The 13,411-nt window shown below is 63.9% G+C and carries 13 protein-coding genes; 9 read left to right on the top strand and 4 right to left on the bottom strand.

What is annotated here, in order from left to right; all coding sequences use genetic code 11:
• Positions 1 to 263: 263 nt before the first annotated feature.
• Together GPJ75_RS24025 and GPJ75_RS24020 are read left to right on the top strand one after the other, a co-directional pair.
• The gene (locus GPJ75_RS24025; RefSeq protein WP_246249237.1) at positions 264 to 551 is read left to right on the top strand and encodes an Ldh family oxidoreductase; all 288 of its coding nucleotides are present in this window, start codon (positions 264 to 266) and stop codon (positions 549 to 551) included.
• Positions 552 to 604: 53 nt separating this feature from the next.
• Positions 605 to 1,609, top strand: a complete 1,005-nt coding sequence (locus GPJ75_RS24020) for a YeiH family protein (RefSeq protein WP_205602630.1) — start codon at positions 605 to 607, stop codon at positions 1,607 to 1,609.
• A 14-nt stretch (positions 1,610 to 1,623) separates the two neighbouring features.
• Here GPJ75_RS24020 and GPJ75_RS24015 read toward each other — a convergent pair whose 3' ends face one another.
• Genes GPJ75_RS24015 through GPJ75_RS24000 form a run of 4 tightly spaced genes read right to left on the bottom strand, consistent with a single transcriptional unit; the run spans position 1,624 to position 6,054 of the window.
• Complete coding sequence (locus GPJ75_RS24015; RefSeq protein ID WP_163272154.1) at positions 1,624 to 3,087, bottom strand: sulfatase family protein; 1,464 nt, start codon at positions 3,085 to 3,087, stop codon at positions 1,624 to 1,626.
• Positions 3,088 to 3,102: 15 nt separating this feature from the next.
• Complete coding sequence (locus GPJ75_RS24010) at positions 3,103 to 4,104, bottom strand: dihydrodipicolinate synthase family protein (protein WP_163272152.1); 1,002 nt, start codon at positions 4,102 to 4,104, stop codon at positions 3,103 to 3,105.
• A complete protein-coding gene (locus tag GPJ75_RS24005; RefSeq protein ID WP_163272150.1) occupies positions 4,097 to 5,086 on the bottom strand; it encodes a Gfo/Idh/MocA family protein in 990 nt (329 codons plus the stop codon). Before GPJ75_RS24005 ends, GPJ75_RS24010 begins: the two co-directional genes overlap by 8 nt.
• Positions 5,083 to 6,054 carry a Gfo/Idh/MocA family protein gene (locus tag GPJ75_RS24000; protein ID WP_163272148.1) on the bottom strand — a complete coding sequence of 324 codons (972 nt, stop codon included), beginning with the start codon at positions 6,052 to 6,054 and terminating at the stop codon, positions 5,083 to 5,085. Before GPJ75_RS24000 ends, GPJ75_RS24005 begins: the two co-directional genes overlap by 4 nt.
• Before the next feature lie 113 nt (positions 6,055 to 6,167).
• On the opposite strand from GPJ75_RS24000, the gene GPJ75_RS23995 reads away from it, so the two are divergent.
• The 7 genes from GPJ75_RS23995 (at position 6,168) to GPJ75_RS23965 (ending at position 13,334) form a co-directional block, all read left to right on the top strand.
• Entirely contained in the window at positions 6,168 to 6,893 is a 726-nt protein-coding gene (locus tag GPJ75_RS23995) for a FadR/GntR family transcriptional regulator (RefSeq protein ID WP_163272146.1), read from the top strand.
• A gap of 18 nt (positions 6,894 to 6,911) precedes the next feature.
• Complete coding sequence (locus GPJ75_RS23990; RefSeq protein ID WP_163272144.1) at positions 6,912 to 8,495, top strand: ABC transporter substrate-binding protein; 1,584 nt, start codon at positions 6,912 to 6,914, stop codon at positions 8,493 to 8,495.
• 68 nt (positions 8,496 to 8,563) lie between these two features.
• Complete coding sequence (locus GPJ75_RS23985) at positions 8,564 to 9,523, top strand: ABC transporter permease (RefSeq protein WP_163272142.1); 960 nt, start codon at positions 8,564 to 8,566, stop codon at positions 9,521 to 9,523.
• Positions 9,524 to 10,411, top strand: coding sequence for an ABC transporter permease (locus tag GPJ75_RS23980; protein ID WP_163272140.1), 888 nt, complete (start codon positions 9,524 to 9,526; stop codon positions 10,409 to 10,411).
• A gap of 20 nt (positions 10,412 to 10,431) precedes the next feature.
• Positions 10,432 to 11,349: a dihydrodipicolinate synthase family protein gene (locus GPJ75_RS23975; RefSeq protein WP_163272137.1), complete on the top strand. Its 918-nt coding sequence runs from the start codon at positions 10,432 to 10,434 to the stop codon at positions 11,347 to 11,349.
• Between the two features lie 3 nt (positions 11,350 to 11,352).
• Positions 11,353 to 12,363 (top strand): ABC transporter ATP-binding protein, encoded by a 1,011-nt coding sequence (locus tag GPJ75_RS23970; protein ID WP_163272135.1) that lies wholly within the window; start codon positions 11,353 to 11,355, stop codon positions 12,361 to 12,363.
• Positions 12,364 to 12,365: 2 nt separating this feature from the next.
• Positions 12,366 to 13,334 carry an ABC transporter ATP-binding protein gene (locus GPJ75_RS23965; protein WP_163272133.1) on the top strand — a complete coding sequence of 323 codons (969 nt, stop codon included), beginning with the start codon at positions 12,366 to 12,368 and terminating at the stop codon, positions 13,332 to 13,334.
• The last annotated feature ends 77 nt before the right edge of the window (positions 13,335 to 13,411 follow it).

Raw genomic sequence — 13,411 nt, 5'->3', positions numbered from 1 at the left:
TCGTGCTCTAAGGTGCGTTGAGATTCATGGGCGCGGAGTGGGCGGCAAGCCCCCTTGCATGTTCAGGCTGGCTCGAATCATCGAGGATTTGAGCTCTCTTGCGATTTCTAACACTTAGCTTCCGCTTCGTTCCAACTAAGATGTTGAAATCGCTTTCTCCCCCGCCGCGCATGGCTTCACCTATCCCGCGCTCGATCTCGCGGTGGAGTGGCTGCCGACGGCTGCCCGAGGCCAAGGACACCGTGCTTGCCATCATGGTGTAGATGCTGTGCGCCGGGCTCACCGGCACCAACTACGCTTGTGATGCCACCTCCTTCTTCGATGCGAAGGGTCCACCGCCGGGAACCGGCCAGACCATCATCGCCATCGATCCGGAAGCCTTCGGCCCCGGTGCGACGGTGCGTTTTGCGCAGATGGCGCGGCTGATCGAGGAGACCGAAGGCGCCCGCCTGCCGGGGCGGCGGCGACAGGCGCTGAAGTGGGAGATGGTCCGCGACGGTATTGCCGTCGACAATTATCTCCTGAAGCAGATACGGTCGATCGGCCGGTAAGGGACGGCGTTTCCCCGCACAGCCCAGCCATCTATTCTGACAGGTGCAACCCCATGAGCTTCTTTTCCGCACCGATGACCGAAGCCCGTCTTGAAAAGCTGAAGGCGCTGGCGCCGGGCGTCTTGTTCGCGCTGCTCGTTGCCGTGGCGGCGAATTTCCTGTCGGAGCATTATGGCGGGCCGGCCATGCTGTTCGCTTTGCTCCTCGGCATGGCGTTCCACTTCATGGCCAGAGAGCCGCGCAGCGCGGCGGGTATCGACTTCTCGTCCCGGACGCTGCTGCGCCTGGGTGTCGGGTTGCTCGGCGCGCGCATCACCTTCGAGCAGATTGGCGCGCTCGGCTTCGAGCCCATAGCGCTGGTGCTCATCTCGGTCGTCGCCACCATCGGCTTCGGCGTGGTGATGGCGCGGCTTTTCGGCCGTCATTGGACCTTTGGCTTGCTGACCGGCAGTGCGGTGGCGATCTGCGGCGCCTCGGCCGCGCTTGCCATCTCCGCCGTGCTGCCCGAGCGGCCCGAGCGCGAGAAGGACACGCTCTTCACCGTCATTGCCGTCACCGGCCTCTCCACCATCGCCATGATCGCCTATCCGATCCTGTTCACGGCCCTTGGCTTCAGCGATCGCGTGATCGGCGTGATGATCGGCGCCACCATCCACGATGTCGCGCAGGTGGTGGGCGCCGGCTACGCGGTGTCCAACGAGGCGGGCGACACGGCTACCTTCGTCAAGCTCCTGCGCGTGGCGCTCCTGCCGCTTGTGGTGATCGCCATCATGCTCTTTGCCCGGCGTGGGGAGGGCGGGGCGAAGGTCTCCCTGCCGTCCTTCGTCCTCCTGTTCGCGGCGCTGGTCGTCGTCAACAGCCTCGGCCTCGTTCCAGCGGCCCTTGCCGCCTTCCTGTCGGAAGTCTCGCGCTGGCTCCTGATCACGGCCATCGCCGCCCTCGGCGTCAAGACCGCGCTCAAGGAGATGTTCGCTCTTGGCGCCGGCCACATCAAGGTCGTGGTCTCAATCACGCTGTTCCTGGTGCTCTTGGCGGTGGCGCTGTCACTTGTCATGTGAGAGGAGTTGCCTCTCTATTTGAGTTTGTTCATGAGCCGCTGCCTTACGTCTGGAATCGATGAGCCAGCGCGTGGCCGGCGCGCTATGATTTCCTTCTGCAGGAAGTGCGCGATCTCCGTCATCAGGAAGCGCTCCATATCCGCATAGGCAACGTCCCCGGTGATGTTGTGCTGCTCTCCCGGATCGGACTCGAGGTCGAACAGTTCCACCTCGGTCTTGTCGTCGGACGCATAGAGCGCCAGCTTGAAGCGCTCGTTGCGCGCCATCGTCGATAGCATCGGCGGGTCCCAGAACTGGCCCTGGTTGTCTACCCCAGAATTGCGGTAGGCACAGATTGCCGCCTGCCGGGCGGCCTTGCCCCTTTGCGCCATTGCTGCCAGATCCTCGCTGTCGGGGCAGTGTGCGGCGGTATCGAGCCCGGCCGCGGCAAGGCAGGTCGCCGCGATGTCGCGACCCTGCGCCAGCGCTCCGCACTGCGCGCCGGACGGGACTTGTCCGGGCCAGCGCAGGAGGAGCGGAACGCCGACCGTCGGCTCGTAAAGCGCTACTCCTTTGACGAACAGACCATGGTCGCCGAGCTGATCGCCATGGTCGGACATGAAGATCACCAGTGTATTTTCAGCGAGCCCGGCCTGGTCGAGCGCATCGAGGACGCGTCCGATCTGCTGGTCCGCGAAGGCAATCGAGGCCGCGTAACCCAGGCGGATTTGGTGCACCTCCGCGGCGGTGAAGTCGGCGGAGCGCCCGAGATAGGAGCCCTCCTGCTCGCGCCGCACGCAGTCGGGCGCCGCTCGCCGGGCGATCGGGGCGGGAATCCTGGCTTCATCGATGAGCGGGCGCATCGACAGGGGATGATCCTGATAGGGGTCATGCGGATCGAACAGGCTCATCAGGCAGAAGAATGGACGATCATCGTCCTCGGCGCCGGTGATGAAGTCGATCGTCCTGTCGGCGGCCCATTTGGACATGTGCACCGCTTCGGGGTGATGCAGTTCACCGCGTTTGTTGGCCTTGAGGGTGGCGAGGAAGTCCGGCGCATTGGCGCGCAGCCAGGCTACGTAGCCGTTGAAACGGCTGTCCATGCCGACGGAAGGCTCAAGACACCATTCATAGATCTCGAACCCGTCATTGGGATGCCGGCGCCGCTCCTCCGCAAGGCGGCTGCTGACGTGCAGCTTCCCAAACAGCGCCGTCCGGTAGCCTGCCTCAAGCCGCAGCCTTTCGGTGAACAACACTTCGTCGTCGGGAAGATTGTCATGGACCCGGTAGACGGAATGGTCCGGAACCATCTTTCCGGTGAAGATGCTGGCGCGCGACGGCGTGCAGATGGGGTTGTCGACGGTCGCGCGCGTGAAGGCGGTTCCCGAGGCCGCCAGGCGATCCAGATTGGGTGTCGGGATCCAATCGCACCCGTACGCGCCCAGCGTGTCGCGGCGCTGCTGGTCTGTCATGATCATGAGGATGTTCGGTCGTTTCACGGCACACTTCCTTGCTCAGTCCGGCGCCATAATCTCAGGTATCACTGCCTGCGCGGCGGGACGGAGCCGCGTGGCGATCTCGGGGTCGATCCAGCGATAGGGCCTGCGCAGCCTGGTGCCGATATCCGCCCAATTGCCGACAGCGGCCAGAAGCTTGTCGAGGGCGGCGTTGGAATATCCGTGGTCGCGGCCGAACGGCGCGATGTGTGTATCCAGGAAGGCGCGCAGGCGCGTCTCGATATCGCACGCTGCGTGGAGATCCGTCGACATGAGCGATGTCCATCGTTGCGCGCCGGCCGGATTGAGGCACGCCACGTTCGAAAATGCCCCGACGGCGACACCCTGCGAGACGCCGCTTGCGAGGTGATGGCCGGGGACATAGACACCCCAGCGGTCGAGCATCCGCCTCGCCTCGGCATACCATTCTGCATCGCCATCGGCGAGCTTGACGCCTACCACCTGCGGCACGGTTTCGAGGATTTGTGAGAGTTCCGCTGGTGTGAAGACATGCTTGGCGTGCGGGGGATTGTAGAGGATGAGCGGTACGGTATCGGCGGCGTCCGCTGCCATCATGAGGAAGTCGGTCGCTTCCTCCGCCACCACCGGCCACCAGTCGGGGAGGATCACCTGGATGCCTTCGGGACGAAAAGCCGCCGCTCGGCGCACGCGATCCAGCGACAGGCGGGCGTCCGCCTGGCAGGCGCCGATAACGAAGGGCATGCCGGCGGCCGAGCACCGGCACGCCAACAGGTCCTGGACGGCGTCGAACTCCGCCTCGGTCTGATTGTGGAACTCTCCGGCCGTGCCATTGGAATAGATACCGTCCACCGAAGCGGCGACAAGGCGGTCGATTTCGTCGGCAAGCCGGGTGAAGTCGATTGCATCGTCATTGCCGATCGGCAAAAGGAGGGTCGCCCAGTTGCCCCTGATACGCCCCCAGCGGCCGTCGCGGCGCGCGAACTTTGCTACGGCTGCTGCACTCCGAGGGGCGGATTGGCTGGTCACGTTGTCAACCATCGATCAGGATTTCGCGGTGCTCGCCGGCTGATGTCAACGCTGCAGTGACGATCTCAACGATGTGCCGTCCATAGGTCGCGTCGACAGGTGGCGGTCCGCCGGTCTCGATTGCATAAAGAAAGTCCGTCCACTCCCTGTACACAGCCTCGTCCATGCCGTCGGCCTGCCAGGAATCGGCAACGGGGCTCCACTTGGTGCCCTGGCCTACGTGCACACCGGTATTGAGGTCGACGTCCAGAACGCCGTCCTCGCAGACGATCTGCAGGCTGGAAGAAACGGCGCCATCACGGTAGCCGATGCTGCTGACCTGGCCGATGCGCCGGTCGACGAAACGAAGGCCGAGGTAGGCGGTATCGTCGGCGGCCTGATCGTGGAAGAAGGCTCCGCCAAGGGCGGTGACGGCAGCAACTCGGCTATCCATCAGCCACACCAGCTGGTCGAGGGCATGGATCCCCGCTGTCATGAGCATGCCCCCTCCGGTCCGCGGGTCAAGATGCCAAGGCCGGCGGTTGGATTCCATCCATAGCTTGACGAGGCGGCTCATGCCCGTCACGGGGCGACCGAGCCGCCCGCTCACGAGGATATCGCGTGCCACCATGATCGGGCGGAAGAAGTGCATCACGTGGCCGATCGTCAGGACTGTGTCCGAGCGACTTGCCGCGGCTTCAATAGCGCCGCAATCCCGTGACGTCGGTGCCATCGGCTTCTCAAGTAGGACATGCTTGCCGGCCTCGATCGCCGCAACGGCAATCTCGGTATGCAGATGATGTGGAGTAGCGATCACGACCGCGTCGACGGAGTTGTCATCGAGCAGCGCCTGCCAGTCGCGGCACGGCTGGCCGCCATGCAGGGCGGCGAATGCAGCGGCCTGTGCGGGATTACCGCCGCACACGGCGTGGACCCGAGCCGCGGCCTGTCTCCCGACCGCACGAGCGTGTACTGCACCGAAATGTCCGGCACCGATTATGCCGACGTTGATCATGGCAGCGCTTCCTCGTAGGCACGGTCGATCAGGTCCATGGCGCGGGCGTAGTCCGAAATCCCGACAAGGGGAGGGGCGCCCGCGGCCAAGCGGTTGATCGTGTCGATCATGAAGGCGGTGTAGCGTTCGGATGGCGGCAGCGGCGGCAATGGTTCGCGACACCGGTCGTCCAATGTGACGGCGAGAGCAGCGTCGCCGTGGTCAATGAAATAGGCGTTGGCGGTCGCGATGCGCCATTCGAAATCGCCGCCCGGCAGCATAGAGGCGAAGGTGTATCCCGCCTCTATCGTGAAGACGGCGCCATTGGCGTCTACCAGCACGATGAGGGCGTAATCCTCCACATCTTCCTCGCGGTGGATAGACTTGCCGATCTGGGCGCAGACAATCTGCACAGGGCCCTCGGCGAGGCTGAGTGCGCAATCGATACCATGGATGCCCAAATTGCGCAGGGCGCCGCCACCGGATACGGCAAAATCGAGCATCCAAGCCACACCGTCGTCCCGGTAACGTTGGGGCGGACCGTTGATAATGCGGAAGTGCGCATGGGCGATGGGACCGGCCCGCGCCTCGGTGGCCAGCCGATGGTATTCGCGCATGGCCGGCCCGAGGCGGTTGGGGAGGGGCACCGCTACAAAAACCCCGGCGGAGGATGCCGATCTTGCAAGGGCTGCAAGGGCGGCTGAATCGGGCGCCGCAGGTTTTTCGAGGATCACCGGCACGCCGGCGGCAATCGCCATTTCCGCCAGTGGCGGCACACTATCCGGCCGTCCCATGATGACAACCAACGAGGAGTGCCCGATGACCGCTTGAGGCTCATTGGAAGCGGAAATCCCGTACTGCGCCGCGAAGCTCTCGGCGACCTGCCGGTCCGCATCCCATACCGTTCCAAGTTGGGCTCCTGCGGAAACGGCCGCTTTGGCGTGCATATGGGCGTGCCAGTGCCCCACTCCGATCAATCCCACATGCATCGCGATGCGTCCTCCGCTATTGACTTGCAACATATCCTACAAGTCGCTATGCTACAAGATATGGGTCACGTAGAATGGACGCGAACGGGAAATTGGAAGGGCAGGCTGTCAAGATGAAGCCGATCAAGCCGTTGGAGAGGCCGCCGCTCCTGCACGTCAGCGTGCAGGAGAGCCTCCGCAGCTATGTCGAGGACAACGGTCTTAAGGCTGGCGATCCGCTGCCGCCCGAAAGCTTTCTCGCCCAGCAGCTCGGCGTTGGGCGCAACTCGGTTCGCGAGGCGATCAAAGCCCTGGAATCTGTAGGAGTTCTCGAGACCCGTCGCGGCGTGGGCGTATTCGTCAAGGAATTCTCCTTTCAACCGTTGCTCGACAATCTGGCCTATGGACTGCAGGCATCGCTCCGGGATGTGGAGGAACTGCTCGAAATTCGCCGCGTCCTGGAAACGGGTCTGATCGACAAAACCATCGCCATGATCAGCGCGGAAGATGTGGCTGCCTTGCGCGCGGTCACGGAGCGGATGCGCGAGCGCGCCGAACGCGAGAGTTTCGCCGAGGAAGACCAGCTTTTCCATCAGCTGTTGTTCCGCTGCCAGAACAACAAGATGCTGAGCACGCTGATCGACATCTTCTGGACGGCCTTCCACAAGGCCTCCGATTTCGCCAACCTGGCCAGCCCGACGCCGCTCGCTACCTGGCGCGAACACCATGAGATCGTGGAGGCGATCGCCGCAAGGGATGTCGAGGCGGCGCGACGGCGCCTCGATGCGCACTACAGCGGCATTCAGCAGGTCATCGCCATGAACCGCTCCCGCCATCAGGTGGCGAGCCGGGAGGACTAGTCAACCAGGGAGGAGACTATGCAACGACGGACTTTCGGCCGCCTTGTGGCGGCAGCGGGGATTTTGCTGGCGTCAACCGCGTTGACAATCCCGACGACGATGGCGCAGAGCGAGAAGACCATCACCGGCGGGTTCGACGTGGGGCCGGGCGGCTATCCCGGCAATTTCCATCCGCACCAGGCGACGGCTGGCTTCACCTGGCTCAGCACCTATTACGAGCCACTGGTCATCTATAACCCGGATCTCAGCGAAATTGTCGGCGCCCTGGCGGCGGATGTTTCGATAAGCGAGGACAGTCTGCAATACACGTTCAAGCTGGCCGACGCGAAGTGGCATGACGGCGAGCCCTTCACCTCGGCCGACGTGAAGTTCTCACTGGAGTTGGCCAAGAATCCGGACAGTGGCAGCCTCTTTGCCGCCAGGCTAGGCGACATCGCCTCCGTCGAAGCGCCCAACGACAGCACGGCCGTGGTCACCCTCGGCAAGCCCAACGCGGCTTTCCTCGCGATCCTGACGCAGGTGATGATGTTGCCCGAGCATCTTCTCGGCTCCAGAGATCCCGCCGAACTTGCCAATAGCGACTGGTGGTCGACTGAGCCGGTCGGTACCGGACCCTTCAAGTTCGTCCAGTATGTCAGTGACCAGTATGTGGAGCTGGCGGCCTTCGACGACTACCGAAATGGCCGACCCAAGGTCGACCGCCTGATCAATCGCTATTTCGCCAACGCGGCTGCTGCGGTCGCCGCGCTGAAAGCCGGCGAGATTCAGTTCACCTATGTCGAGCCGGACGATGCGAAAACCTTCGAGGGCAATGACGGCTTCCGGGTGATCGAGGGCGATTCCTACGTCGTCAACTACATCGGCTTCAACCATAAGGTCGATCTATGGCAGGATGTGCGTGTGCGCCAGGCGGTCATGTATGCCATCGACCGCGATCAGATCATCGAAAGCCTCTATGGCGGAGCCGCGAAGGTGGCGAGCTGCGGCTATGTGGCGCCTCAGATCGTCCCGGGCGGTCTCAACGACTACGCCTACGACCCGGAGAAGGCAAAGGCCCTTCTGGCCGAGGCCGGCTGGGACCAGATCAGCGGCGGCGAGACGATCCCCTGGCTCACCTATTACAACAGCCCGCAGGTCGGCAACGTCATGGCGGCGATCCAGGCGATGCTCGCCCAGGTCGGCATCAACGTTTCCCCGCGCGCGGTGGACGTGCCGACCTACAACGGCATCGTTCGCGGCACGGACTGGGATCAGTTTCCACTGGTCTACGCCGGCGCGCAAAACGGCCCCAACCCGGCGAGCCTGAACGTCAACCTGAATGCCGCACAGGTGCCGCCGGTGGGCAACAACATCATGCATATCGATATGCCGGAGCTGACTGAGGCCATAGAAACGGCGATGGCGGAAACCGACACCTCCAAATCCAACGAGCTGTGGCAGCAGGTCTGCGGGGTCATGAACGAGAAGATGCCATGGGGATCCATGTGGGTCGCAAGCCGCTATGGTGTCGCCTCCGCCAACCTCAAGGACTTCTATTGGACGCCGGCTCCTGCCGGCGGGCCCTACCAGGCGCATCCCGAAAACTGGGATATCGCCCCCTGACCTAGGCAGTCGTAGCGGCGGACGGGCGATCGTCTGCCTGTCCGCCGCGACGGCAGGGATCATTTCGCATGTCGCAATACATCATTCGCCGCGTCGCCGTCGGCTTCTTCATGCTGCTGGCCCTTACCGTGCTTATCTTCGGCCTGCTGCGGCTGGCGCCGGGCGACCCGATCGACGCCTATATCAACCCGTCGGTGCCGATGTCCGCATCCGATCTCGACGCCTTGCGTGTCCGGCTCGGTCTCGATCAACCTCTGCCGGTGCAGTATCTGGCCTGGCTGCGTGCGGCGCTCAGCGGCGATTTCGGCTATTCCATCCAGAGGGGTGGCATCCCGGTCCTGCCGCTCGTGCTCGATCGTATCGGCCCGACGATCCTGCTCATGTTCTCCGGGCTGGTGATCGCCATCGTCGTCGGCATAGCCACCGGCATCCTCAGTGCGGTACGCCGGAACACGGCCACGGACGTCTCACTTTCAGTGCTCTCCTTCATCGGCATCTCAAGCCCCGCGTTCCTGACTGCTCTGCTCGGCCTCTACGGCTTTTCGGTCATGCTCGACTGGGCCCCCTCGGGCGGCATGCTGACACCTGGAGCGCCGTTTTCCCTCGGCGATCTGCTCAGCCACCTCGTGCTGCCTGCCTGCCTGCTATCGATCGCCCACAGCGCCATGATCATGCGGTACATGCGGGCGTCTTTGCTCGAGGTTCTGTCCCAGGATTATGTGCGGACGGCTCGCGCCAAGGGCGTTCGTGAGTTCTGGGTCATCGTCAAGCATGCCGTCCGCAATGCGCTTCTGCCCGTCATAACCCTGATCGGCTCGACCATCGGCATCGCCATCGGCGGCGCCATCTTCATCGAGAGCGTCTTCAACTGGCCTGGCATGGGCCTTCTCATGATCAACGCCGTGACGAGAAGGGACTACCCCGTGATCATGTGCGCGACCCTGCTCACCGGGGCCTGCGTGATCATCGTCAACCTGTTGACCGATATCATCTACGCCGCGGTCGATCCGCGCATCAAGGTGAGCTAGATGGCCGCGTCCGCACCCGCTTTCGCTGCCGAGCGGCCCAAGGGGCCCCTGCGCCGGGCGGTGGACCGGTTTTTAACCAACAGAGCCGCGGTCGCTGGCGTAGCGATCCTGCTCCCGATCGTGCTGGCGATCCTCAGCTATGATCTCTGGTGGCCCTATGCCCCCAACGACATCGACCTTTTGGCGATGAACAAGGGCCCTTCGGCGGCCCACTGGCTCGGCAGCGACGGGGTCGGCCGCGACGTGATGGCGCGCCTTATGCAGGGCGGCCGAATCTCACTGCTGGTGGCGACGGTCTCAATGGCGATTTCGACGGTCATTGGCTTCGTCATCGGTGCAGTGGCCGGCTTCGGAGGCCGCTTCGTCGACAGCGTCGCGATGCGGCTGGTCGATCTGGCGATGACCTTGCCGCCCGTCATCTTCCTGCTGGTGCTTGCTTCGATTGCGGGCACCGGCATCGTTCCCACCATCATCGTCATCTCGCTGCTCTCCTGGCCGGTCCTGTCGCGCATGGTGCGGGCGCGGCTTCTGGAGCTGCGCGAGCGCGATTTCGTCGTCGCCGCGCGCGGCATGGGGGCGGGCCTACCGCACCTGTTGCTGCGGCACGGCCTGCCCAACAGCATAGACATCCTGGTGGTCTACGCGACCCTGCAGGTCGCCAGCGGCATCCTGCTGGAGGCGGGCTTGTCGTTCCTCGGCATGGGGGTGCCCCCGCCGGAAGCGAGTTGGGGCAACATGCTCAACTCCGCGCGCTCGACGCTCGTTCTGGAAAGCTATCCCTGGCAGTGGATGTTCCCCGGCGCGGCCATGGTCGTGACGGTCCTTGCCATCAACTTCGTGGGTGACGGGCTTCGCGACGCCTTCAACCCGCGCGCCGATCTCAACTGAATTTCAAAAGAAGGTCTCAAATGCCTCTGTTCAAAGGTGTCGTTCCACCGGTCATCACGCCGCTCAACGAACGGCTCGAAGTCGACTACGTTTCTTTCTCCAAAGCGATCGACCATCTGCTGGATGCCGGCGTGCACGGCCTGTTCGTCCTTGGCTCGACCAGCGAGGTGGTTTTTCACGACGAAGCCACACGCGTGAAAATCATCGAGCATGCGGTCGAGCAAACCGGGGGCAGGGTGCCCATCTTCGCCGGCGTCATCGCCCCGACGACGGAGCGCGTTATCGAGCACGCGCGTAGAGCCCAGGCAGCCGGCGTGGATGCGGTGGTCGTGACCGCTCCATTCTACACCCGCACCAGCCAGCCGGAAATCATCGACCACTTCCGCTATGTGCGCGAAGCGTTGGATGTGCCGGTCATCGCCTACGATATTCCGGTTTGCGTAGGCACCAAGCTCGAGCGCGCCACGACCGTGACATTGGCACGGGAGGGCGCGATCGCGGGACTGAAGGACTCAAGCGGCGACGACGGCAATTTCCGGTATGTGCTGATGGACATGGCAGCGGATCCCAATTTCTTCGCTATGACGGGTTCGGAAATCCTGGTCGACGGAGCACTTGGCATGGGTGCGCACGGCGTGGTGCCCGGCCTCGGCAATGTCGATCCGCGTGGCTATGTACGTTTGTGGGATCTTTGCCAAGCGGGGGACATCGCAGCAGCGCGCGCGGAGCAGGAGAGGCTGTGCCGTCTGTTCGAAATGGTCCGGGTGAGCCTGCCGCGCACCAGCGCCGGTTCCGCCGGCATCGGTGCGTTCAAGACCGCGATGCGCAGCCTCGGGATCATCGACACCAATCTCATGCCCCGTCCGCAACGTGCGCTCAACGACGAAGAAGCCGCGCGCATCGACGTGATCCTGCATGCAGCGGGCCTTCTGGAGTAGTTGATGGCAGGCCCGCCCGTCATCGAGATCAAAGGGCTGACGACGACGTTCCGCATCGGCGGCCGCGAGGTGGCGGCAGTGCGCGACCTGGACCTCACTATCGCGGCCGGAGAAACCCTGGCGCTCGTCGGCGAGTCCGGCTCGGGCAAGTCGGTGACCAGCCTTTCCATCGTCGGGCTTCTGCCCAAAGGGATCGGGCGGATCGCATCGGGTCGCTTGATGCTGCGACGCAAGTCCGGCGAGACGGCCGAACTGCAGGCCCTCGATAACGAGACCCTGCGCTGCATCCGAGGCAACGACATCGGAATGGTGTTCCAGGAGCCGCTGACAAGCCTCAACCCGGTCTATACTATCGGTGAGCAGATTGCCGAGCCGATCCGTATCCATCTGGGAAAGTCTCGTCGTGAAGCCATCGCCGATGCCGCTCGGCTGCTGGTCGATGTCGGTATTCCCGACCCGCAGCGGCGGGTTAGGCAGTACCCGCACGAGCTATCGGGCGGCATGCGCCAGCGCGCCACCATCGCCATGGCGCTCGCCTGCAATCCAGCACTGCTCATCGCCGACGAGCCGACCACGGCGCTCGATGTCACAATCCAGGCTCAGATCCTTGACCTTCTGGCCAAGCTCCAGGCCGAGCGTGGCATGGCGATGCTGTTCGTGACCCATAATCTCGGCGTTGTAGCCGAGATCGCCGACCGGGTTGCGGTGATGTATGCCGGTTCGATCGTTGAAGCGGGGAACGTGCGCAGCGTCTTTTCCCATCCCCGTCACCCCTATACCAAGGGCCTTATGCGCTCGGTGCCGCAGCTCGGCGAAGCGACAGCGCTCAAAGAGGCCGGCGCTCCGCTGCAGACGATCGCCGGCTCCGTTCCGAGCCTTGTCGACTTGCCGCCCGGCTGTGCGTTCGCGCCCCGCTGCCCCCATGCGATCGGCGCCTGCACCACCGCATTCCCGGATCTCGTCGACACGGGGAAGGGCCACGCGAGCCGCTGCATCCGATGGCAGGAAATCTGACCATGCCGGAGGAACCGTTGCTTTCCGTCACCCGTCTGACCAAGCACTTCGCGCCCGTCGCATTCGGCCGCGGCCCGGTGGTGCGGGCCGTGGAGGATGTCTCGTTTGAGGTTCCGCGCGGCAGGGTGGTCGGCCTGGTCGGTGAATCGGGCAGCGGCAAGACCACCATCGGCCGTATGGTAGCGCAACTGATCGAACCGACCTCAGGCAGCGTGCGCTTCGACGGTGTCGAGACCGCGCGGCTCTCGGCCCGGCAGTTGCGCCGGCTCCACGCCCGCGTGCAGTACATTTTCCAGGATCCGTTCGCCAGCCTGTCACCACGAATGACCATCGGTGAAATCCTCACCGAGGGGCTCGAAATCCAGCGCCTCGGCACCAGGGCCGAGCGCGCCGAGAAGGCGGTGAAAGCGCTCGCCGCGGTCGATTTGCCGGCCGATGCCTTCAGCCGCTACGCGCACGAGTTTTCCGGCGGCCAGCGCCAGCGCATCGGCATTGCGCGGGCCCTGGTTCTCGAACCCGAACTCATCGTCGCTGATGAACCCGTGTCCGCGCTCGACGTGTCGATACAGGCCCAGATCATCAACCTTTTGCGCGACCTGCAGCTGCGGCTCGGACTGACGATGCTTTTCATCGCGCATGATCTGGCGGTCGTCGAATATGTCGCCGACACGGTTATCGTGCTCTATCTCGGGCGGATCGTGGAAATAGCCCCCAGCCGGGAGCTCTATTCCAATCCGCGTCATCCCTATACGAGGGCGCTGCTGTCGGCCGTGCCATCGCCCGACCCGGCACGCCGGGGAAAGCGGCAGATCCTTACTGGCGACATACCCAGTCCGGCCAACCCGCCCTCGGGATGCGTCTTCAGAACCCGCTGCCCCTTTGCCCTCGACGCCTGCGCGGGACCCGTTCCGGCACTGCGCGAAGTCGCGCCCGGACACGCGAACGCCTGTATACGGGACGATTTGGATTGACGGGCGGTGCGCTCAAGAGGCCTCCGACTTTCCAGAGCTTTTCCAAACCAGATATACACGCTACCAGTAGTGGCAGG

The organism is Chelativorans alearensis, assembly GCF_010993735.1.
GTDB lineage: Bacteria > Pseudomonadota > Alphaproteobacteria > Rhizobiales > Rhizobiaceae > Chelativorans > Chelativorans alearense.
The sequence above is the reverse complement of the archived record's forward strand: the minus strand, read 5'-3'. Positions and strand labels throughout refer to the sequence as shown.

Bases quoted from the DNA above. Each gene is read 5' to 3' on its own strand.
- GPJ75_RS23965 (WP_163272133.1), top strand. From the start codon at position 12,366: ATGCCGGAGGAACCGTTGCTTTCCGTCACCCGTCTGACCAAGCACTTC.
- GPJ75_RS23975 (WP_163272137.1), top strand. From the start codon at position 10,432: ATGCCTCTGTTCAAAGGTGTCGTTCCACCGGTCATCACGCCGCTCAAC.
- GPJ75_RS24010 (WP_163272152.1), bottom strand. From the start codon at position 4,104: ATGGTTGACAACGTGACCAGCCAATCCGCCCCTCGGAGTGCAGCAGCC.
- GPJ75_RS23995 (WP_163272146.1), top strand. From the start codon at position 6,168: ATGAAGCCGATCAAGCCGTTGGAGAGGCCGCCGCTCCTGCACGTCAGC.
- GPJ75_RS23990 (WP_163272144.1), top strand. From the start codon at position 6,912: ATGCAACGACGGACTTTCGGCCGCCTTGTGGCGGCAGCGGGGATTTTG.
- GPJ75_RS23985 (WP_163272142.1), top strand. From the start codon at position 8,564: ATGTCGCAATACATCATTCGCCGCGTCGCCGTCGGCTTCTTCATGCTG.
- GPJ75_RS24025 (WP_246249237.1), top strand. From the start codon at position 264: ATGCTGTGCGCCGGGCTCACCGGCACCAACTACGCTTGTGATGCCACC.
- GPJ75_RS23970 (WP_163272135.1), top strand. From the start codon at position 11,353: ATGGCAGGCCCGCCCGTCATCGAGATCAAAGGGCTGACGACGACGTTC.
- GPJ75_RS23980 (WP_163272140.1), top strand. From the start codon at position 9,524: ATGGCCGCGTCCGCACCCGCTTTCGCTGCCGAGCGGCCCAAGGGGCCC.
- GPJ75_RS24020 (WP_205602630.1), top strand. From the start codon at position 605: ATGAGCTTCTTTTCCGCACCGATGACCGAAGCCCGTCTTGAAAAGCTG.
- GPJ75_RS24005 (WP_163272150.1), bottom strand. From the start codon at position 5,086: ATGATCAACGTCGGCATAATCGGTGCCGGACATTTCGGTGCAGTACAC.
- GPJ75_RS24000 (WP_163272148.1), bottom strand. From the start codon at position 6,054: ATGCATGTGGGATTGATCGGAGTGGGGCACTGGCACGCCCATATGCAC.